This is a genomic window from Streptomyces sp. NPDC050549 (assembly GCF_040655035.1).
GTDB lineage: Bacteria > Actinomycetota > Actinomycetes > Streptomycetales > Streptomycetaceae > Streptomyces.
Genome location: NZ_JBFAJD010000007.1, coordinates 250,592 through 271,894 on the forward strand (window position 1 = coordinate 250,592; position 21,303 = coordinate 271,894).

General features: G+C 70.4%; 19 protein-coding genes. 10 read left to right on the top strand and 9 right to left on the bottom strand.

Annotation, left to right across the window (positions count from 1 at the left end; all coding sequences use genetic code 11):
- Positions 1–174: 174 nt before the first annotated feature.
- The 5 genes from AB0I51_RS13780 to AB0I51_RS13800 form a co-directional block, all read right to left on the bottom strand.
- Entirely contained in the window at positions 175–2,031 is a 1,857-nt protein-coding gene (locus AB0I51_RS13780; protein WP_362974598.1) for a glycoside hydrolase, read from the bottom strand.
- 11 nt (positions 2,032–2,042) lie between these two features.
- Entirely contained in the window at positions 2,043–3,290 is a 1,248-nt protein-coding gene (locus AB0I51_RS13785; RefSeq protein WP_362974600.1) for an ROK family transcriptional regulator, read from the bottom strand.
- A gap of 139 nt (positions 3,291–3,429) precedes the next feature.
- A complete protein-coding gene (locus AB0I51_RS13790) occupies positions 3,430–4,674 on the bottom strand; it encodes an FAD-binding protein (RefSeq protein ID WP_362974602.1) in 1,245 nt (414 codons plus the stop codon).
- A complete protein-coding gene (locus AB0I51_RS13795; protein ID WP_362974604.1) occupies positions 4,671–4,997 on the bottom strand; it encodes a hypothetical protein in 327 nt (108 codons plus the stop codon). Before AB0I51_RS13795 ends, AB0I51_RS13790 begins: the two co-directional genes overlap by 4 nt.
- A gap of 5 nt (positions 4,998–5,002) precedes the next feature.
- Positions 5,003–5,542, bottom strand: a complete 540-nt coding sequence (locus tag AB0I51_RS13800; protein ID WP_362974606.1) for a helix-turn-helix domain-containing protein — start codon at positions 5,540–5,542, stop codon at positions 5,003–5,005.
- A gap of 138 nt (positions 5,543–5,680) precedes the next feature.
- On the opposite strand from AB0I51_RS13800, the gene AB0I51_RS13805 reads away from it, so the two are divergent.
- The 9 genes from AB0I51_RS13805 (at position 5,681) to AB0I51_RS13845 (ending at position 15,245) form a co-directional block, all read left to right on the top strand.
- Positions 5,681–6,340, top strand: a complete 660-nt coding sequence (locus AB0I51_RS13805; protein WP_362974608.1) for a pyridoxamine 5'-phosphate oxidase family protein — start codon at positions 5,681–5,683, stop codon at positions 6,338–6,340.
- 230 nt (positions 6,341–6,570) lie between these two features.
- Positions 6,571–7,890 carry a radical SAM protein gene (locus tag AB0I51_RS13810; protein WP_362974610.1) on the top strand — a complete coding sequence of 440 codons (1,320 nt, stop codon included), beginning with the start codon at positions 6,571–6,573 and terminating at the stop codon, positions 7,888–7,890.
- A 214-nt stretch (positions 7,891–8,104) separates the two neighbouring features.
- The gene (locus AB0I51_RS13815; RefSeq protein WP_362974612.1) at positions 8,105–9,601 is read left to right on the top strand and encodes a cellulose binding domain-containing protein; all 1,497 of its coding nucleotides are present in this window, start codon (positions 8,105–8,107) and stop codon (positions 9,599–9,601) included.
- An 87-nt stretch (positions 9,602–9,688) separates the two neighbouring features.
- On the top strand, positions 9,689–10,132 hold the full coding sequence (locus tag AB0I51_RS13820) for a MarR family transcriptional regulator (RefSeq protein ID WP_362974614.1): 444 nt from the start codon (positions 9,689–9,691) through the stop codon (positions 10,130–10,132).
- A gap of 28 nt (positions 10,133–10,160) precedes the next feature.
- Entirely contained in the window at positions 10,161–11,990 is a 1,830-nt protein-coding gene (locus tag AB0I51_RS13825; protein ID WP_362974616.1) for an MFS transporter, read from the top strand.
- Positions 11,991–12,099: 109 nt separating this feature from the next.
- Complete coding sequence (locus tag AB0I51_RS13830; protein WP_362974618.1) at positions 12,100–12,672, top strand: YbhB/YbcL family Raf kinase inhibitor-like protein; 573 nt, start codon at positions 12,100–12,102, stop codon at positions 12,670–12,672.
- Between the two features lie 139 nt (positions 12,673–12,811).
- Positions 12,812–13,798, top strand: a complete 987-nt coding sequence (locus AB0I51_RS13835) for a L,D-transpeptidase (protein ID WP_362974620.1) — start codon at positions 12,812–12,814, stop codon at positions 13,796–13,798.
- Between the two features lie 110 nt (positions 13,799–13,908).
- Positions 13,909–14,358, top strand: a complete 450-nt coding sequence (locus AB0I51_RS13840) for a hypothetical protein (RefSeq protein WP_362974622.1) — start codon at positions 13,909–13,911, stop codon at positions 14,356–14,358.
- A gap of 695 nt (positions 14,359–15,053) precedes the next feature.
- Complete coding sequence (locus AB0I51_RS13845; RefSeq protein ID WP_362974624.1) at positions 15,054–15,245, top strand: hypothetical protein; 192 nt, start codon at positions 15,054–15,056, stop codon at positions 15,243–15,245.
- A 67-nt stretch (positions 15,246–15,312) separates the two neighbouring features.
- Here AB0I51_RS13845 and AB0I51_RS13850 read toward each other — a convergent pair whose 3' ends face one another.
- From AB0I51_RS13850 to AB0I51_RS13865, 4 genes are all read right to left on the bottom strand, one after another.
- Positions 15,313–16,449: an aromatic ring-hydroxylating dioxygenase subunit alpha gene (locus tag AB0I51_RS13850; RefSeq protein ID WP_362974626.1), complete on the bottom strand. Its 1,137-nt coding sequence runs from the start codon at positions 16,447–16,449 to the stop codon at positions 15,313–15,315.
- A complete protein-coding gene (locus AB0I51_RS13855; RefSeq protein WP_362974628.1) occupies positions 16,446–17,645 on the bottom strand; it encodes a class I SAM-dependent methyltransferase in 1,200 nt (399 codons plus the stop codon). The genes AB0I51_RS13850 and AB0I51_RS13855 overlap by 4 nt, the downstream gene beginning before the upstream one ends.
- The gene (locus tag AB0I51_RS13860; protein ID WP_362974630.1) at positions 17,642–18,724 is read right to left on the bottom strand and encodes a sugar phosphate nucleotidyltransferase; all 1,083 of its coding nucleotides are present in this window, start codon (positions 18,722–18,724) and stop codon (positions 17,642–17,644) included. Before AB0I51_RS13860 ends, AB0I51_RS13855 begins: the two co-directional genes overlap by 4 nt.
- 64 nt (positions 18,725–18,788) lie before the next feature.
- Complete coding sequence (locus AB0I51_RS13865; protein ID WP_362974632.1) at positions 18,789–19,595, bottom strand: SDR family oxidoreductase; 807 nt, start codon at positions 19,593–19,595, stop codon at positions 18,789–18,791.
- A 149-nt stretch (positions 19,596–19,744) separates the two neighbouring features.
- Between AB0I51_RS13865 and AB0I51_RS13870 the strand changes: the two genes are divergently transcribed.
- Positions 19,745–21,277, top strand: a complete 1,533-nt coding sequence (locus AB0I51_RS13870) for an FAD-binding protein (protein ID WP_362974634.1) — start codon at positions 19,745–19,747, stop codon at positions 21,275–21,277.
- The last annotated feature ends 26 nt before the right edge of the window (positions 21,278–21,303 follow it).

The window sequence follows — 21,303 nt, forward strand, 5'->3', positions numbered from 1 at the left end:
CTCAGCTGCCCGTGGCTGAAATCGAGTTGCGGTGCGGGACGTTAACCTTCGCCTAAGGCTTCGGCAAGGGGTTGGACGAAGTCTGTTCGAAGCGTTGTGCAAGGTTCGGAATACCGGACGTGACGAAGGTGCGGGCCGCCGCGCAGCCGGCCCGCACCAGGTGTCAGGTGGTCATCAGAGCTTCGACCAGGCCTCGTTGGCGCCGCCGTTGCAGCTGTACAGGATCACCTTGCTGCCGTCGGCGGTCGCCTGACCGCTCACGTCGAGACACTTCCCGGACGCCTCGCCGAGGATCTGCCCGTTGGCGTTCAGCAGCCATCGCTGGCCGGGATCACCCGTGAAGTCGGCCGTGGTCGTCAGCCCCGAACTCCCCACCGTCAGATACCCGTTGGCCCCCTTCAAGCCACCCTTCGCGTCGTACGACCACGTCTGCCCGGCCCCTCCCGTGCAGGTGCCGATCGCGGCCCCCGAGACGTCCGCCGTCAGGCACTTGCCGGACTGCCTGCCCTGGAGGGCGCCGGTGACGGCCGTCGAACTCCCCTGGCCCTTGCGGGGTTTCTGGTCGAGGACGTACGTCGTGATCGAGCGGGCGGCCAGGGTCGCGGAAACCGTGGAGCCGCTCACGTCCGGCTTGGCGACCTTCGCCCAGTTCTCCGTGGCCGAGGTCCGCACCGCCTGCGTGGCCCGCACCGGTACCTTGCTGTTGAAGTGCAGGTTCAGCGAAGTGTCCGTGGTGTTCTGGTTGTTGACCACGACGACCCACTTGCCGTCCCGGTCGTAGGAGGTCACCTCGACACCGCTCGGCGCGCCCGTCACGTTGTGTGCGACCGAGCCCGGTCGCACGAACTTGCTGTACTGGCCGAGCGCGTAGTACCGCTTTGTGAAGTAGAGGGTCTGGTTGCCGTCCGTCGCGTAGTCGGGGTCGTAGTAGATCAGCCCGTCGTTCCAGCCGACGTCGTTGCGCGCGGCGGGGTCCGTGCCGTAGCCGCTGGCGAGGGCCACCCACCACTGGAACGCCGAGTCGTGTGCGCTCGCGAAGTCCTTGTACATGATCCGGGACATCAGCAGGGCGTTGTCGATCGTCGGGTCGTACTCCTGGTTCCAGCCCGTGGTGCCCTTGCCGAAGCAGCAGATCTCGGTGGCCCAGGAGGGCTTGCCGACCGTCTTCGCCGTCTCGTAGACGTTGCCCAACTGGCCGTCGTTCGGGTTGTTGTACGTGTGGTGCGCCAGCTCCGACACGTACTGGGCGGTGTCCGGCTGCGAGATCCACTGCGGGACCTCGGTGCTGAAGCTGACCGTGCTGCTCGACTCGTCGGCGATGATGCTCGTCTTCTGCTTCCGGGCCCGCTGCTCGGCGCCCAACGCCCGCACGATGTCGTCGCGTTGGTCGACGGTGACCTGCATGCCCTCCTGGCCGCAGTCGCCGAAGTTGTTGTTCGGCTCGTTGAAGGGGCTGATGTAGTCGAACCTCGCGCCCTGCTTCGCGAAGTGGGCCGTGACATCGGCGATGTACTTCGCGTAGTCGCCCTCGTTCTCTGCCTTCAACTGGCCGCCGCAGCTCTGCCCGTTGGTCGTCCACTGAGCGGGCGCGCTGTTGACGAAGCCGATCAGGTCCTGCACGCCGTACTTCGCGGCGTACTTGAGGAACGTCTGGCCGCCCTTGTCCTTGCTCCAGTCGTAGCTGCCGTCGGCGTTCAGGAAGTCCTGGGCGGCGCGGGCCGGAGTGGTGACCGCGACGCCACCGCCACCGATGTTGTAGCGGTACGAGGAGAGGTCCAAGCCCTTTTCGGAGAACAGGAGTTGGGCCACCCGGGCCTGCACCTCGGGCTTGAAGTACTGGAGGTCGTTGACCCACCAGGCGCCGGACGCGCCGATGTTGTCGATGGTCTGGGCCGCGTGGGGGGAGACCTCCGCCGGTGCGACGCCGTCGGCGTTCGCGGGCGGAGCGGATATCAGGGCCCCGGTGACGGCGAGCGCGGCTGCCGCTGTCGCGAGGATCGATCTCCTGGGGTGGGGCTGGGTCACTTGCATCCCTTCCGTCGTCATGAAGGTGGCGCGGTACGGCTCCTTGCCTGGGTGGTGCGGTTCTTACCGGTCCTCTGGCCGACCGACTGAAGTGCCCCTTCGAGCGCGAAAGTCGCCGCTCCCAGGCACGCCGGGTCGGTGGGGATGGGAGAGAGGACGATCTCGGTGGCGGCGAACGGCCGCCTGAGCGCGTGCCGTTGGACGGCCTCGCGCACTTCGTGCAGCAGGGGATCGCCGAGCTTGCGGGCGACCCAGCTGCTGAGCACGACCACTTCGGGGTTGAGGACGTTGACCAGGTTGGCGATGCCCGCGCCGATGTAACGGGCGGTCTCCCGTACGACCTTGAGGGCCACCGGGTCGTTCGCGGCCACGGCGCGGGCCAGCGCGTCGATGGTGGCGGTCTGGTCCTCGGGGTGCAGCAGCGGGCTCTGCGGGCTCAACTCCCGCAGATTCAGCATGATCCCGGGCGCGCCGACATAGGCCTCCACACAGCCGTGGTTGCCGCAGCGGCACAGCCGCCCGTCCAGGACGAGCGTGGTGTGACCCCACTCGCCGGCACTGTTGCTCACCCCCCGGTACAGCCCGCCGCCCAGTGCGAGCCCGGCGCCGACCCCGGTCCCGAGGTTGACCACCACCGCGTCCCCGCGCCCGCGCGCCGCCCCGAACCACATCTCGGCGACCGCGCCGGCCCGCAGTGGATTGTCCAGGTAGAGGGGGTAGGCGATGACCTCGGAGAGCAGGTCGAGCAGGGGCACGTCGTGCCAGTCCCAGTTGGGCGCGTACTCCGAGATGCCGGTCTTGCGGTCCACCTGGCCCGGCACGCTCACTCCGACACCGAGGACACGGGCCGCCTCGACACCGGCCTGCGCGACCACCGAGCCGACGGCGGCGGCGACATGACCGACCACCTGCTCCGGACGGCTCTCGCCGGGCCGCATGTCCTCGTCGGCGCGGGCGAGGACGTTCAGCGCCAGGTCGAACAGCTCGACATGGACGTAGGTCTCCGCGATGTCGACACCGATCAACGCGCCCCCCGAGGCGTTGACCGCCACCAGACCCCGGGGGCGGCCCCCCGCCGAGTCCTCGAACCCGACCTCGGTGATCATCCGCAGGTCCAGCAGCTCACCGACGAGCGTGGCCACCGTGGCCAGGCTCAGCCCTGTCGCGGCGGCCAACTCCTGCCGGGAGGTGGGCGACTGGGCGATGATCTGACGCAGCACCTCGTAGCGGTTCGCGGTACGGATGTCGCGTGATGTGCGCTTCACCGGAGGTGCCCCCACCCTTTGTGCCGTCATGCCGGGGCACGACGGCTCCGGCGCGCGGCAAGGCTATGGGCTGCGGGCGACGTTCGACAAGGGGTTAGGAAAGGGGCTATACAAAGTCGCCGCCCGGTGGGTCGCGCCGTCAGCCGCCGAGGACGTCCCGGACAAAGGCGTTGGTGAATTTGCTCTCCGGGTCGAGACCCCGGGCCAGCGCCCTGAAGTCGCCGAGCCGCGGATAGCGCCCGCGCAGCGGCTCCGCCGGGGTGGTGAACACCTTTCCCCAGTGCGGTCGCGCGTCGAAGCCGTCCAGCGCGTCCTCCAGCCGCCGCACCACTGGCAGCACCGCCGCCGTGTCCTCGACCCAGGTGAAGTGCAGCGCCACCGTGTCCCGTCCGTACGAGGGGCTCAGCCACTGCGCGTCGGCTGCGACCGTCCGCACCTCGCAGATCTGCAGTACACCGGCGACCGTCTCCCGGATCCCGTCGACCGCATACAACGCGTCGAGTGCGGCCGACCGCGGCAGCAGATACTCCGACTGAAGCTCCGCCCCGCTGCTCGGGGTGAACTCCGCCCGGAAGTGCGGCAGTCGCTCGTGCCACGGGCCCGGCACCCCGAGCTGCTCGGTGGTGTTGACGGCGGGCATCCCCGGCACCGGGTGCAGCGCCCCCGTGGCGGGCGCGGCCCACGGGAAGTCGACCGGCGCCTGGTCGGTGCGCCGCTTCAGCCACACCTGACGGAAGCCCGGCTCCCGCCAGTCGGTGAACAGACTCACGCTGTACGCCGAGGCCGCCACCGTCTCGAAGTCCAGCCCGGTGAGCGGGAGTTCGGTGAAGACGTGCTGCTCGACCTCGAAGGCCGGCTCCAGGTCGAGGGTGAGGGAGGTGACGACACCGAGCGCGCCGAGCGAGGTGACGGCACCGTCGAAGCGGTCGTCGCCGCGTCCGATCGTCACCGTCGAACCGTTCGCCGTGACGATCTCGACCTCACGCACGGCCGCCGCGAGCGAGCCGTTGCCGACCCCCGATCCATGGGTGCCGGTCGCCACCGAACCGGCCACCGAAATGTGCGGCAGGGACGCCATGTTGGGCAGCGCGAGCCCGTGCTCGGCCACCCGGCGGGCCAGCTCCGCGTACCGGACGCCGCCCGAGACCCGTACCGTCCGGGCCGTCGTGTCCACGTCGAACTCGGCCGGCAGGGCGGCGATCGACAGCAGGGTGCCGTCCGGGCCCGGCTCGGCGATCTCGTTGAAGGAGTGGCCGCTGCCCAGCACCCGTACCCGCGTACTCTCGGCCACGAGGGCCCGGAGCGCGTCGAGTGTGTGCGGGCGGTGGAGTTCCTTCGCCGCGTAGGTGATGTTGCCGGCCCAGTTGGTGACCGTCTCCGTCATCCCTGCCGTCCCTCCGAGAGCGTGCGCCTGTGTGTCCTGCCCCAGGGGTCGGTGCGCCACAGGCGGGCGTGGATCAGCCCGACGAGGAGGACTCCTGCTGCTGCCGCAGCATAAGTCGGCAGCGGATGTGCCTGCGTATCGGCATAGTGCCAGCAGCCGGCCGCGGCGACGATCAGCACCCAGCCGGACAGGACGTTGGCGGTGGCGGAGGGGCGGAACGGGCTTGGGCCGGTGCTCTCTCCCGTGCTGCCCATCACGTAGTAGGGGAGGCCGTTGCCCGCGCAGAAGCCCGCGGCGAAACCGAGGACGAGCGTACCGATCATGGTGCTCAACTCCTTTGGTGTGATGCGGTGTCGAGGCCGCCCAGTACGAGGTCGACCAGTCGGCGCAGGCGATGGCGGAGGGCCTCCGGGGTGCCGTCGGACTGGCCGATGCCGACCGTCGAGGCGAGCAGGAGCTCGGCCGTCTCGCGGGGTTCGGGGACCTCGGAGAGTGCGTCCACCAGTGCGTCCACCAGCCGGTCCTCCGTCGAGGACAGCCCCATCGCCGCGGCCTCCGAGACCAGCTCCTGCCGGAACCGCGCCTCGGCGACGCCGATCGCCGTCTCCAGCTTCACCGACAGCACGCCGTAGACCTGGTCGGCCGGGGTCCCCCCGGCGTCGCGGGCGCGGTGGGCCGCGTCCGTCATGACGTCGGTGACGCGGGCGGCGACGGCGGCGAACACGTCCTGCTTGTTCGCGAAGTGCTGGTACAGCGCGGGCCGGGACACGCCCGCGGCCCGCGCGACGAGTTCCATCGAGGTCTGCCGGAACCCGTATCGGCTGAAGACGTCGACGGCCGCTGTGACGATGTCGTCCCGCTTGCTCATGCTGACAATTCTGACGAGAAACGTCAGCTACGTCAACACGCTGGAAATGCTTCGGATTTCGTCGCTCGATGTGCATATGGATGTGCACATAGACATCTCTATCGCCATTTGAGTGCTGGATCGGTAGTCTCCAGCGTCATGACAGACCGTCTGCCTGACACCGACCTCACCCGCCACCGCCGTCTCCGCGAACAGGGCAGCCTCGACCGTGCCGACCTGGACGCGATCCTCGACGCCGGTTTCGTCTGTCACCTCGGGGTCGTGATCGAGGGGCGGCCGGTCGTCGTGCCCACGGTGTACGGGCGGGAGGGGCGGGAGCTGTATCTCCACGGGTCCGTCGCCAGTCGCAGTCTCGCGGGCGGCACCCCCGTCTGCGTCACCGTCACGCACGTCGACGGGCTGGTCCTCGCCCGGTCGGTCTTCGAGCACGGGGTCAACTACCGCAGCGCGATGATCCACGGGGTGCCGCGCAAGGTCGCCGACCCGGAGGAGAAGCTGGCCGGGCTGCGCCGCCTCACCGAACACGCGACGCCCGGGCAGTGGTCGTACGCCAGGCAGCCGAACCGCAAGGAGCTCGCCGCCACCACCCTGCTCGCGCTCTCCCTGGAGGAGGCCTCGGTCAAGATCCGCACAGGTGCGCCCGACGACGGGGACGGGCCTGACGCCGGGCTGGGTCTGTGGGCGGGGACATTGCCGCTGGCCTCGATCTGGGGCGCGCCCGTGCCGGACCCCGCGCTGCCGGCGGGCATCCCGGTACCGGACCACATCGCGCGCCGAGCGGGGGCCGGCCAGGGGTGACCCGGCAAGAACCTCTGTCCGCCCCCGGGGCGCTCCCGCGCCGGTACGGGGCGGTACGGGGCGGTACGGGGCGGTGACGCCGGGGACGTATCGCCGAGCGGGCTCGACCCGACCGACCCGCGCCACACCGCACCGCACCGCGCCCCCCGCTCCCACCACCGAACCGCCGGGGGCATACCGTGAGGAGTCGTACGTCCGAGCAGGGCGCACGCGCCGGGAGGAGATACGGGATGGGCAGCCGCACCGCACTGGTCGAGGATCTGATGGAGCGTTTTCCGCATGTGCCGCGGGAAGCCGTCTTCAAGGAGGACCTGTTGCGCGGGGGTGTCGCCTTCGATCCGTCCGCGCTGAGCGACAACGAGGGCGGCGAGGTCAAGCCGAAGTCCTACTTCATCTTCTCCTTCGACCACGGCACCCTGCCGGAGCTGGGCGAGGCCGCGCTGCGTCGCCCGCCGGAGGAGATCATCCTCACCGGCGGCCCGTACGACCTGAGGCGGACCGTCGTCTCCGTGCGGGTGAACCCGACGTCGCCGTACCGCGTGGCCTCGGACGAGGACGGTGTCCTCGGGCTCTACCTCGACGGCAAGCGGATCGCGGACGTCGGTGTGCCGCCGATGCCGGAGTACTACCGGCACAAGCTCGCCAACGGGAAGTCCGTCATGGAGGTGGCTCCGACGATCCAGTGGGGCTACCTGATCTACCTGACCGTCTTCCGGGTCTGCCAGTACTTCGGCGCCAAGGAGGAGTGCCAGTACTGCGACATCAACCACAACTGGCGCCAGCACAAGGCCGCCGGTCGACCGTACACAGGAGTCAAGGACGTCGAGGAGGTCCTCGAAGCCCTGGAGATCATCGACCGCTACGACACCGCGAAGGTGTCGACCGCGTACACCCTCACCGGCGGCGCGATCACCAAGACGGTCGCCGGGCGCGACGAGGCCGACTTCTACGGCCACTACGCCAAGGCCATCGAGGAGCGCTTCCCGGGCCGCTGGATCGGCAAGGTCGTCGCCCAGGCGCTGCCGAAGGACGACGTGCAGCGCTTCAAGGACTACGGCGTGCAGATCTACCACCCCAACTACGAGGTGTGGGACGAGTATCTGTTCAAGCTGCACTGCCCGGGCAAGGAGCGCTACGTCGGCCGCGACGAGTGGCACAAGCGCATCCTCGACTCGGCGGACATCTTCGGCGCGCGCAACGTGATCCCCAACTTCGTGGCCGGCGTGGAGATGGCGGAGCCCTTCGGCTTCAAGACGGTCGACGAGGCGATCGCGTCCACCACCGAGGGCCTGCGCTTCTTCATGTCGCACGGCATCACGCCCCGCTTCACCACCTGGTGCCCCGAGCCGACCACCCCGCTGGGCAAGGCCAACCCGCAGGGTGCGCCGCTGGAGTACCACATCCGGCTGCTGGAGGCCTACCGCGCGACGATGGAGGACTTCGGGCTCAAGTCCCCGCCCGGATACGGCGAACCGGGCCCCGGCCGGGCGGTCTTCTCCGTCAGCTCCTTCATGGACAGCCTCCCCGCCGAGGAGCCCGCGCCTTTGTAAGGTAACGGTGTGGACAACTCCTGCGACGGGTGAGACGGGAGAGCCTCGAACACGTACAACTGCACAGAGGCGACTGACGGTTACCGTAATTGAATACCCGGCTTGTCAGTTGTGTGGGACGCGTGAAAGGCTCTGGCCCTGTCACGAGGCAGCCCCCCTCCAACTCGCTTAATGTCAGAGCTAGTTGGCCGTCATTCGTGGATGCAGGAGACCCATGCCCGACCTGCCGACTCCTCAGGACGCCGCTGAGGCCGCGCTGTTCACCGAGTGCTGGGACGCCGTGCTGTCCTACGCCGACCTGTGCACGTCCGGCGCCGCCTCGGCCACCGAGCTGGCGAGCGAGGCCTTCGCACTCGGCATACAGGAGGCCCGTTCCGCCGGGTCCGGTCCGATGCGCGCGCCGACCCGTCGCGTCCTGCCGGTGATACCGCTGCTGCTGACCGCCGTACGGACCACGGCCGCGGAGTGGGAGTTCGCCGGGCGGGGGCACCGGCTCGACCCGGACCTGAGGCTCTGGCTCAACTCGGACAAGGCGGCCCGCTTCCACGGCATGCCGTTGCAGCGCCCGATCGCCCTGCGCGGGCTGCGGGACCTGCAGGAGCCGGACGCGGCACTGCTGTGGCTGGCCGAGGTCGAGGCACTGCCGCTGACCGTCGTGGCCCGCCGCCTCGGACTCGATCCGGCGATCGTGTCCGGTGAACTCGCCCAGGTGCGCGGCCTGTTCAGGGACCGCTGCCACCGCAACCACCTCGACTCGCCGATGGCCGCGGAGTGCCGCAGCTACGCCCGGCTGCTCGACGCCGTCACCCGCTCGCCGTCCGCCGACACCCCCGAGGACCTCTCGCGCCACCTCGCCACCTGCGTGCAGTGCGCGGAGGCCGCCGCCTGTCTGCGACTGCAGGGCGGCGGACTGCCCTCGGCCCTCGCGAGCGGCGTGATCGGCTGGGGCGGGCTCGCCTATCTGGAGCGCCGCCGCCGGGCAGCCGAGGTACGGCTCGGCGCCGGGCGCCCCGTGGCCGAACTCGAGGCCGGGGAACCGAGGGAGGGCGCGAGCAAGGCGCGTCTCGTGCGCAACGGACTGCTCGTCGCCGCCGTCCTCCTCTCGTTCGTGGCGCTCGGGGTGTCGATGATGCCGATGGGCGGCTCCGGCCGCGAGAACACCGCCAGCGACGACGCCGACACCCAGCCGGTGATCGACCCCGGCTCCACCGTCTCCTCCGTCGGCACGCACCCGTCGACCACGCCGTCCGCGTCCGGTCGGCCGACGGCGAGCGACAGCAGGGCGAGTGCCGCGCCCAGCGACAAGAACCCCGACACCGAACCCCAGGGCACCGCCTCGGCCACCGCGAGCGACGCCCCCGCGCCGACCACCGGCGCGCCGGCGCGGCCGCCCGCCGCGGCGAGCTGCGACGTCACCTACGACCTCGTCGGCCAGTGGAACGACGGCTTCCAGGCCACGGTCACCGTCACCACCACCAAGGCCCTCGACAACTGGCGCGTCGCATGGTCCTACCGCGACGGCCAGCAGGTCACACAGATGTGGGACGCGAGCGTCGCCCAGGACGGCTCCCGGGTCACCGCCACCGCCGCCGACTACAACAAGAACGTCGCCGCGAACGGCAGCCTCACCTTCGGCTTCCTCGGCACCTGGAACAACTCCAAGAACTCCGCAGCGTCCGGCTTCACTCTCAACGGGGCGGCCTGCGACTAGTTCTGACGGTGAGTCAGGTAGACCCTTGCGGTCGGCTGCCGTAGCACCGCAGTTTACTAAGGCAGGTTGATAAACTAGCCTTAGTGTATGAGTGACGAAGACCTAGACCCCGAAGAGGTCGCCTCGGCCCTGATGGCGAGTATCGGCGTGCTGCTGCGGCGGGTGCGTCAACTGCCCGTCGAGGGTGGGCTGACTATGCCCGAGCGGGCCGCCCTGGCACAGCTGGACCGTGCCGGCCCCACCACCTCCTCGGCGCTGGCCAGGGACGCGCAGATCACCGCGCAGGCCATGGGGGCCACGCTCGGCTCGCTGCGGACCCAGGGCCTGGTCGAGCGCCGCCCGGACCCGGAGGACGGCCGGCGCGTGGTGCTGACGGTGACCGACGCGGGCCGCCAAGCGCTGCGGAACAAACGCAACGCGCGCGCCGAACTCATCGGCCGAGCCCTGACCGGCGGCACCTTCACCCCGACGGAGCTGAAGCAACTCGCCGCAGCCGCACCGCTGTTGGAGCGACTGGCCCAGAACATCTGACGCCTACGGCCGCGGAGGAAGCAGACGCATGACGAAACCCACCAGGGCTCGCACCCCGCGTCGCACGGCCGGCGAGGACCGCTACAGGTGGACCGCGCTGACCAACACCACCGCCGCGGTCTTCATGTCCGCACTCGACGGCTCCATCGTGCTGATCGCCCTGCCGGCCATCTTCCGTGGTGTGCACCTGGATCCGCTCGCCCCCGGCAACATCGCGTATCTGCTGTGGATGATCATGGGCTACCGGCTGGTCCAGGCCGTCCTGGTGGTCACGGTCGGCCGCCTGGGCGACATGTACGGCCGGGTCCGGATCTACAACTCCGGGTTCGCGGTCTTCACCCTCGCCTCGGTCCTGCTCTCCTTCGACCCCTTCGACGGCGGCCACGGAGCGATGTGGCTGATCGCCTGGCGCGTGCTCCAGGCCGTCGGCGGCTCGATGCTGACCGCGAACTCGGCCGCGATCCTGACCGACGCCTTCCCCGAGGAACAGCGCGGCTTCGCCCTCGGTATCAACCAAGTCGCCGCCCTGGGCGGCATGTTCATCGGTCTCGTCGCCGGCGGTCTGCTGTCGGCCTGGGACTGGCGGGCGGTGTTCTGGGTGAACGTCCCCGTCGGGGTGTTCTTCACGGTGTGGGCCTACCGCACCCTCCGCGAGACCGCCGGACGCGCCGGCGGCCGTATCGACTGGTGGGGCAACATCACCTTCGGCGTCGGCCTCAGCGCCACCCTGATCGCGATCACCTTCGGCCTCCAGCCCTACGGCGGCCACACCATGGGCTGGACCAACCCGCTGGCCGACGCGCTGATCGCCGGGGGACTGCTCCTGCTGGCGGCCTTCGTCGTCATCGAGAAGCGCGTCCAGGCGCCGATGATCCAGCTCGGCCTGTTCCGCCAACGGGCCTTCACCTTCGGCAACTTGGCGGGCCTGGCCATCTCGATCGGCCGCGGGGGGATGCAGTTCGTGCTGATCATCTGGCTGCAGGGCATCTGGCTCCCGCTGCACAGCTACGACTACGCCGACACACCCCTGTGGGCCGGCATCTTCATGCTGCCGCTGACCGCCGGCTTCCTCGTGGCCGGACCCGTCTCCGGCTACCTCTCCGACCGGCTCGGCTCACGGGGCCTGGCAACCGGCGGCGCGCTGCTGTTCGGCGCGAGCTTCCTGGGCCTGATGTGCCTGCCGATCGACTTCGGATACTGGATCTTCGCCGTGCTGATCACCGTCAACGGGATCGCCAGCGGTATGTTCGCCTCCCCCAACTCCTCCTCGATCATGGGCAGTGTGCCCGCGAGCCTGCGCGGTGTCGCCTCGGGAATGCGCGCCACCTTCCAGAACTCCGGCACCGCCGTCTCCATCGGAGTCTTCTTCTCCCTCATGATCGCCGGACTGGCCAGGAGCCTCCCGCACACGCTCACCGCGGGCCTGGAACAGCAGGGCGTACCGGCCCACATCGCCACCCAGGTCGGCGAACTGCCCCCGGTCTCCTCCCTGTTCGCCGCCCAGCTCGGCGTCAACCCGGTCCAGCACCTGCTCCAGCCCAGCGGCGCCCTGCACCACCTCACCGCCGCACAGCAACACGCCCTCACCGGAAGCGAGTTCTTCCCGACCCTGATATCCGGGCCCTTCCACTCCGGCCTCGTCATCGTGTTCGCCTTCGGCGCCGGCCTCGCCCTCCTCGCCGCGATCGCCTCGCTCCTGCGCGGTGCGAACCCGGCCGCCCGCAGGCACCCGGGACCGCGAACATCCGCCACCAAGACCCCAGCACCGCGAACATCCGGCACCGCGACGCCCTCGCCCGCCCGGACGGACAGCCCGACGACCGGGACCACCACAGGAGAGACACCCCCGTGCCAATGACACCGACCGACCCCACGCCCGCCCATCGGCGCGCCGCCGGGCGCGTCCCGCCCGGGCCCGCCGAGACCACGACCGCCGCAGAGGTCGTAGCGAGGACGGAGACGACCCGATGACCCTGCTCGGCCGACTCCTCGACAACCGCAGAGCAGGGGAGACCCACACCGCGTGGAACCTGCCCCACCTGCGCGGCCCCGAGCTCCTGACCCTCACCAGCCAGGACTTCGCCGACGGCGCCACCATGCCGCTGCGGAACTGCGCGAAGCACATCGGCGGCGCCGACGGGTCCCCCCACCTGGCCTGGACCACGCCCCCACCCGGCACCGCCCAGCTCCTGCTGGTCGTGGAGGACATCGACGTACCCCTGGCCAGGCCCGCCGTGCACTGCCTCGCCCTGATCGACCCGGCGGCCGGACACCTGGACCCCGGCACCCTCTCCGCCCGCCACCCCGGCCCCGGGGTGCGGGTACTGCGCTCCACCGTCGGACGCGGCTACCACGGCCCCGCCCCCATCAAGGGCCACGGCCCGCACCGCTACGTCTTCCAGCTGTTCGCCCTGCCGACCGCACTGGACGACACATCCGCCGCCCCATCGGTGGACCGGGTGCGCCCCCGCGCCCTCCTTTCCGCCGTCCCCGCCCCCGTCCTGGGCCGTGCCCGCCTCACCGGTGTCTTCGAACGCTGACTCCGGTACGGCGAATCCGCATACACAGCGAATCTTGGGACACGTTTTACGTGGCATCCGCAACTGAGGCCCCCGGCGTATCCGTCTGACATGAAGTCGGGCCCGTCAGGGCCGAAGCAACGAGAGAGTGGGGCAAACCGTGGGACGGCGCAAGGGCAGCATAGGGATCGCACTTGTCACGGGTGCGGTGCTGGTGGGCGCGAGTGCCTGCGGCGGAGGCGGCAGCGCCAAGGCGGGCGGGGACGACGCCAAGGCGTCGGGCAAGCCCAGCGCCAGTGCCTCGCCGTCGCCGACGAAGCCCGCGGGCCCGCCGATGCTGCTGGACACGATCACGCCGCAGACCGGAACCACGGTCGGCGTGGCCATGCCGGTCTCGGTGATCTTCACCAACCCGGTCGCGGCCAAGGCACACGCCGCGGTCGAGAAGCACATGAAGGTGAGCGCATCGCAGCCGGTGGTCGGCGCCTGGCACTGGATGGGCGACAGGCGCGCCGACTGGCGCCCGAAGACGTACTGGCCCTCCGGTACCACGGTGAAGATCGACGCCGACATGACGGGCGTCAGCAACGGGAACGGCCGCTACGGCGTGCACGACTACACCCACACCTTCAAGATCGGCGACGACGTCCGCGCCGACGTCTCGGTCACCAACCACACCATGAAGGTGACCAAGAACGGCGCGACGGTACGCACCCTGTCGATCAACGCGGGCAGCGCCCAGTACCCGACGTGGGACGGCACGATGGCCGTCATCGACAAGCAGAAGAAGGTCCACATGACCTCCTGCAGCGTCGGCATCAGCTGCGACAAGGGCAGCCCCAACTACTACGACCTGACGCTGCCCTGGGACATCCACCTCACCCAGTCCGGCACCTACGTCCACTACTCGACCGGCGACCCGAACCCGGGCACCGGCAGCGCCCGCGGTTCGCACGGCTGCGTCCACCTCTCCCTCTCGGACGCCGAGTGGTTCTACGGCCAGGTCAAGCAGGGCGACCCCATCACCATCACCGGCTCCCCCCGTGGCAAGGCCCCGGCGGACAACGGCTACGCGGACTTCAACCTGGACTGGAGCCAGTGGCTGGCGGGCAGCGGCTCCGGTGAGGGGACCACTGCGACGCTGTGACGGTGGTGCCGGCCACGGGTTGACATCCCTCGTCCTTCGCCGCATCCGGGTGGCGAAGGACGAGCACGGCGACCCGCATCCCACTGTCGAGACGACAGAGAGGACGTGAGGTGCCCGTGGTTCCGTCGGCGAAGACCTTCTTCGAGGAGGTGCGGGCGGTGTACGCGGAAACAGCGACCGCCCTGGGGCTCTCCGGCCCGATCGAGACCACCTTTGTCCTGCCGGTCTCCAGCTACAAGGGCGGTGGCGTCGAGTACGAATTCTCGCTCGACTTCAGGGAGGGCGGAGTGAACTGCGCTGCCGGCATCGAGGTGAACCCCGTGACCACTCTCATTGTGGACATCGAGCCGCTGGCCATCGCTGCCGGAATCGTGGAGAAGCGCGGGGACATCTCCTACAGCGCCCAGAATCTGAAGCAACTGCGGAAGTCCCTTGTGGGACAGACCGGTTACGTCCAGCGCGTGCACCCGCTCCTGACCGATGCCGCCACGGCCGAGGACCTGATGCGGCGGGCGGGCGCACGCGAGTGGCACGGGCGCCGTTCCACGCCGGAACAGTGACGGGCGATGTGGCTGACGGCCCGGCGGTCCGGAGCTGAAGAACGACTCGGCCGCCTCAGGGGGCATGGCCCAGCCCCGCAGCCGCAAGGGGAGGCGCCTGGCAGGGGCATCCCCCCGACCCACTTCCACAACGCGGAGCCCCTCAAGGGATCAGCCGTTGCGAGGACGGGCTGCGCAGTTCGCGGAACTCGTTCGGCCAGCACGTCGGAAGCCGGGGACCAGACGCTGTTCACGGCCTTCCTTGCAGCCATCGTCGCCGTCCCTGCTGCGGGAAGGGGCGGTGCAGTTGGGTGGTGGCGTCGGCCGAGGCCGGGTCGCAGACGCGGGCCCGACCGCAGCCGAGAACGGGGACGACGATCGTGTTGCGGTACGCGAAGGCGTCCGTGTTCCGACTCGGTGACCGGCCTCGGTGCCGGCCTCAGCACCACGTCGTGGACGGGGTTCGAACGTCGCCGCAATTCCCACCCTCCTCACATCCAGCCTGCAGGGCCAAGTGCTGTACCAAATAGTCCAGCGCCTCCGGCCGGGGCTCCGCATGAACGTCGGCGCAGGACTGGGCACTTCGACCAACACGCGCAGGAGGCGTCGGTGTCCGTCGGGCGTCGACCGTGGGTCCAGTCGGTGTGTAGGACGCTGCGGAAGTCTGGGGGATCCGGGCCGGGACCTTCCCGGTACGCGGACGACGGGGGTGACTGATGACGAGGGACCTGAAGTTCCGGCGGTTCTCCGTGTACGGCTCCGAACACCACGCCTGTCCGGAAGCGGCTGTCGCGCCACCGGCCCTGCTGAGCCACGCCGCGTTGGTGGGGCGCATCCTCGAACTCACCCTGACCGGCGTGCGCGAGGCCGGGACGGCACCCGCGGAGGAGCCGCGGCATCGATCATGAGCAGGGCACCGGCGCGGCGCACCGTGGCCCGTCGGGTGGGGCTCCCCCACCCGACGGGCCACGGGGCTCAGTGGGTCAGCGCGTGAGCGAGCGAGCGGTAGAAGGCGAGCACCCCGGGCTCCTTCGGGCTGAGGTGGCCGCGCGCCGCGTAACGGGACCCCACTGCCCGCTGCACCGCTTCCAGTCCCCGCCGGTCCTCCTCGTTGACCCGCTCCGTGAACTCCGCCAGGGGCGGCCGAATGTTCTCGGCCCCTGCCTGTTCGACGAGCCGGCGCGGCATGACGGCGCCACCGCGCACAACGGTGCGGTCCGCGGACACCGGGATGAAGCTGAGCCAGGCGATCGTCTCGCCGAACGTGGCGACACTCGCGCACGGGAAGACGCGGAAGCTGTAGAGAACCTTGCGCTCGTCCGGGGTCAGCGGCAGGACCAGGGTCTCCATGGGCTGTCCCGCCGGGGTGAGCAGCCTGGTGACCAAGGGGGTGTCGACATGGACGTCCATGTCGATGCCACCGGTCATCAGGGGGCGCACGGTCTCGGGGTGGAATCCGATGGCGTGGTAGTTCTCGTGGGTGTTCTCGACCGCCACCTTCCAGTTGCAGTGCCAGTCCTCGGTCCAGGAGTAGACCTGCACCATGTCGTCGAGGCGGTAGTTGGTCATCTCCTCCTCGACGACCGAGAGGTGCGGCGCGAGCGGTTCGGGGTCGGCGGCCAGACTCACGAAGACGAAACCGTGCCACTCCTCGACCGCGAAGCCGTGCAGCCGGCAGGAGTTGGGGTCGAAGGCGGTGTTGCCGCGCATATGGGTCGCGGCGATGAGCCGGCCGTTGAGGTCGTAGCGCCACAGGTGGTACGGGCAGGTCAGGTCCTGAGTGTGGCCCTCGCCCGGCTCGACCAGCGGCATGAGGCGGTGTCGGCAGACCGGGGACACCGCGTGCAGCAGGTCGTCGCGGCCCCGGGTGACCAGGACCTGTTCGCCCGCGATGTCCAGGGCCAGATAGTCGCCCGGCGAGGCCAGTTGGTCAGTGTGGGCGACCAGGATCCAGCCCTGCCCGAAGATCTTCTCCCGCTCCAGTTCGTACAGCTCGGTGGAGGCGAACGCGCCGGGTGGCAGGCTCAGTTGGGGCGGTGTGGGGGAGAGGTATTCGCACAGCAGGCCGAGCAGGGCGGTGATGTCGGCCGCGGCTCCCGTGGTCGGTGTCATCGCGACCGTCCCAGCTCGCGGCCCTCCTCCGGCGTGATGGCGCCGAGCGCCTTCCACGCCTCGTCGTCCATCCAGGCCGGGATGCTGCTCTCGCCGTTGACTCCCTTTTCCACGAAGGCGATGTTGTGGTACGTGTGAACGCCGATCACCTGTGCCTGGGTGACTGTCCGCGCTCCCTCGGGCTTGGGGTCGAACTCCGCATAGTGCAGGTCGTCCAGGAGCCGCTTCAGCAGGCCGATCGAGGTGTCGGGCGCGGCCTCGGCGCCCGTGGTGCCGCCGAACCGCGGCCAGTAGGCGGTCTGCAGATCCTCTATGACGTAGAGGCCGCCGGGGCGGACGTAGGGGAACAGCGCGTCGAAGGAGATCCGTACGTGCTCGTTCTCGTGGCTGCCGTCGTCGATGACGATGTCGAACGGGCCGTGTTTCTCGGCGAGTTCGCGCAGTGCGTCCGGGTCGCCCTGGTCGCCGGTGAGCGCGGTGAGCCGGGGCTGGTCGAGCGCGGACTTGTCGAACAGGTCGAGCCCGTACACCAGCCCGCGATGGAAGTACCGCTTCCACATCTTCAGCGAGGGACCGCCCAGGTCGCCCGCGTAACCGCCGATGCCGATCTCCAGCACCCGCACGGGCCGGTCCCGGTAGCGGGCGAAGTGGTGCTCGTAGTGCTGGGTGTACCAGTGGAAACTGGCCCATTTGTCGGAGCCGTACGCCACCGACAGCGCGCCGAGGCCGGGGCCCCCGGTCGTGCATCCGGACAGCAGCGTGCCGCCCGCCTGGTGCGTGGCCTGCAGGATCTGCGGCAACTCGGAGAGGTCGGCCGGTCGTTCGGGGAGGAAGACATCGGTGACGTCGCGGCTGTGGGGCTGCTGCGCGGGGCCGTACAGCCTGCGGACCAGGTCCGGGAGGGCGAAGCGGAAGTGCCGTCGGATCACCACCGTCGGATCGTCGGCGTCGAGCACCCGGATCGGCTCGCCCCGCACCATGCGCAGCACCGTGCGGCGCAGTTCGTCCCCGTGGGTCACCTCCAACGCGATGTCGACGGCTGTGGTGTTGACCGGATCCTCACAGCGGAACAGCACCTCGTCCACGAGGATGCCGGTCAGGCGCTGGAGCCCCGCTTCCTTCACGAGGAGGATGATCTCGGAGTCGGGCGCGGTGCCTGTCAGGACGAGCCGCTCGACAAGACTGTCCGGAGTCATGGGTCGGTTACCTTCTCCTCGGTTCGGGTGGGTGCGGGGTGCCGGCGGCGCGGTGTGCGAGAGGGGTGCACGCCGCGTCCGCGGCTCGGCGGATGCGTGCGACCGTAGGGGCCGCGGCTCGAACAGGGGTCAAGCGGTGCTCGGGCTCGCCGCGGCGCGGGGTGGGCCAGTGCGTCGGTGGTGGCCGGGGCGGATCCGGTGCGGGGCGGCGCCCGGCAGGTGGAACATCGCGCAGGCCGAGCCGTACCGGATCGTCGTGCCGGAGACGGCGCCGTGGTGGACGCCGGGCGGCGCCGGGCGCCTGGGGCAGTGTGCGCCGTCGGCGATGACGGGGCGTGCCCGGTCCGATGCCGCTCGGCGGTGTCGGCGCCGGTGTACGGGCCGACGGAGGAGTCGGTCACCCCGGTTCTCTCGACGCCGGCGGTCACCGACTCCAGGACGGTGCGGTTCACCTCCAGCAGGTCGTCGACGCTGCCGGTGTCCTTCCAGCAGCCGGGGATCTCCACGGACCGGACGTCGTGCCCGTGGTCGATCAGCCACTGGATCGCGTCGGTGATCTCCAGTTCGCCGCGAGGCGAGGGGCTGACGGCCGCGACGGCGTCGTGCACCGCGGGGCCGAAGAGGCAGACACCGACGAGCGGCAGATCGCCGCGGCGGTGGGCCGGCCTCTCCTCCGACCTCATGACCCGGCCGTCGGGGCCGAGTTCGGCCGCCCCGAAGGCCGAGGGATCCTTCACCCTGGTCAGCATGATCTGCGCGTCGGGCCGACCGGCCCGGAATCCGGCCACGAGCCGGTCGAAGCCGCCGAGCACGAAGTTGTTCCCAAGCCCGAGGGGGCACTTCTGGGGGACGCAGGTCGCGCACGGTCCGAACCGGCTGCCGTCGCCGGCCGCGGCGCGGATCTCCGCAGCGGTGTCGCCGACCAGGACGGCCACGTCCTCGACGCCGGCCGAGTCGATGGCCTCCAGGCCGTAGAACAGCACGGGTTCGGCGGCCACGGGCACGCGCCGCGTGGCGGAGGTGTGGATGACGGGCCGGAGGCGGGAGCCGACGCCCCCGGCGAGCACCAGTGCCTTCACGGGATCCCTTGCTCGGTCGCCGACTGCCGCGGTGCTCGCATCGGACGTGGTCTCCTTCCGGGGATCACTGCACGGACAGGGCGCCGTCCACGGCGAGCACGGTGCCGTTGGCGTACCCCGCGAGCGGGTCGGTGAGCCGGGCCACCCACCAGGCGATCTCCTCGGGGCTGCCGACGCGGCCGGAGGGGATGCGGGGGCGGATGTCGTCGAGGAACGCCGCGTACTGCTCCGCGCTAGCGCCGTTGCGCGTGGCCATGCCGGTGTCGATGACACCCGGTGCCACGGCCACCACCCGGATTCCGCGGGGCGCGAGTTCCACCGCCCAGGTCCTGGTCAGGAAGTCCAGGGCGGTCTTGGTGGCGCCGTAGACCGACATCCCGGGCCAGGCCCGGCGGCCGAGGGAGCCCGCGGTACTGAGGTTGACGATCGTGCCGGAGCTCTTCTCCAGGGCAGTGAGCGCGCGGCGGGTCAGCAACATCGGGGCGCGCAGATTGGTGGCGAGCTGGGCGTCGAGACCGGCGGGGTCGAGGGTGTCCAGGGTCCCGCCGATGCCGAGGGCGGCGTTGTTCACCAGCACGTCGAGCCGGCCGAAGTGCTCCAGCGCCGTCTCGACGACCGTGTCCGGTCCGTCGGGCGCGGTGATGTCCGTGGCGAGCGTTCTGATCCGGGGATGTTCCCGGGCGGTTTCGCGCAGGGTGCCGGGGGTGCGGCCCACGACGAGGACCCGTGCGCCCTCTTCCGCGAACCGGTGGGCGACAGCGCGCCCGATGCCGGTGCCGCCGCCGGTGACGACGACGGCCTTGCCCTCCGGGGACGTCGCGAGGACGTCCGTGGGCGGGGATCCTGTGGTCTCTGCGGTGTTGTCGGTCACACCGCCGGACCGTACGGGCGGCCGCTCGAACCCCGCTCGACGCGGCGGCACTCCTGCCGGGTTCCAGCCGGGTTCGAGGCGGACGCTGTGGGGTGGCCGGGCAACAGCCGACCGGCCCGCAGGGCCGCAGAGTGCGAAGAGGGTGTGAGATGGCCGACGGCGCACGCCGCTGCCCGCCGGTGGGGCCGGTGCGGGTCACCCCGGAGGATGCCCGGTACGAGGATCTGATCAGAGGGGTCAACCACCGGTTCGCCGGCAGCCCGCAGGAGATACGCGTCGTCGGCACGGCCGAGCAGACCGTGGCGGCGGTGCAGGACGCCGTCGGCGCGGGGCTGCGGCTCGCGGTCCGCAGCGGCGGACACTGTCTCGACGACCTGGTGGACGGTCCGGACACCGCCTTCCTGATCGACCTGTCCGAACTGAACCAGGTGTACTACGACCCGGACATGGGCGCCTTCGCGGTGGAACCGGGGGCCCGGCTGGGCGACGTCTACCGCACCCTCTACAAGGGGTGGGGGGTGACCGTGCCCGGCGGTGCGTCCCCCACCGTCGCCGCGGGTGGACACTTCGTCGGCGGCGGGTACGGCATGCTGACCCGCCGGTACGGATGCGTGGTCGACTTTCTCCAGGCGGTCGAGGTCGTCGTGGTCGACGCGTCGGGGAGGGCCCGGCTGGTGGTGGCGACCCGGGACGACGAGGGGGAGCTCGGCGATCTGTGGTGGGCGCACACGGGCGGTGGCGGCGGCACGTTCGGGGTGGTCACCCGGTACTGGCTGCGGACCGCCGACGCGTCCGGCACCGACCCCTCCGGTCTGCTGCCGCGGCCTCCGGCGGCGGTCCTGGACAGCCTGGTGACCTGGTCGTGGCAGGACATGAGCGAGGAGCGGTTCAGTCGGCTGATGCGCAACCACGCCGAGTGGCACGAGCGCAACAGCGCGCCCGACTCGCCCTACGCCTCCCTGTTCAGTGTGCTCGGCGTGATGCACCGCGCCTCCGGGGTGCTGCTGATGAGCACACAGATGGACGCCACGGTCCCGGACGCGCAGGGCCTGCTGCAGGCGTACGTGGACGCGCTCGACGAGGGGGTGGGGCTGCGCCCCGCGCACACGGTGCGCTCCCGGCCGTGGCTGGAGACGACGCTCCGGCCGACACTGCCCGACACCGTCACCGGCATGCGCTCCAAGGGCAAGGCCGCGTATCTGCTCAAGGGGTACACGGACCGGCAGTTGGCCGCCCTGTACGAGGGCCTGACTGGTGACGGGTACGCGAACCCGGGCGCCGGCGTGCTGTTCATGTCCTACGGCGGCGCGGTCCGTGCCGTGGCGCCGGACGCCACCGCCACGGCTCAGCGGAGTGCCGTACTGAAGGCGCTGTTCGTGACGCTGTGGCGGGAGGCGGGCGAGGACGCCCGGCACCTGGACTGGATCCGGCGTCTGTACCGGGAGGTGTACGCCCACAGTGGCGGGGTGCCCGTGCCGGACGGGACGAGTGACGGCACGTACGTCAACTACCCGGACACCGATCTCGCCGACCCGGAGTGGAACACCTCCGGGGTGCCTTGGTACACGCTCTGCTACAAGAACAACTACCCACGGTTGCAGCGTGCGAAGGCCCGCTGGGACCCGAAGGGAATCTTCCGGCACGCCCTGTCGGTGGAACCGGCGCGGGAACAGGGGGCCTGACGTGGGTGGTGGGGCGGGGACTGTGC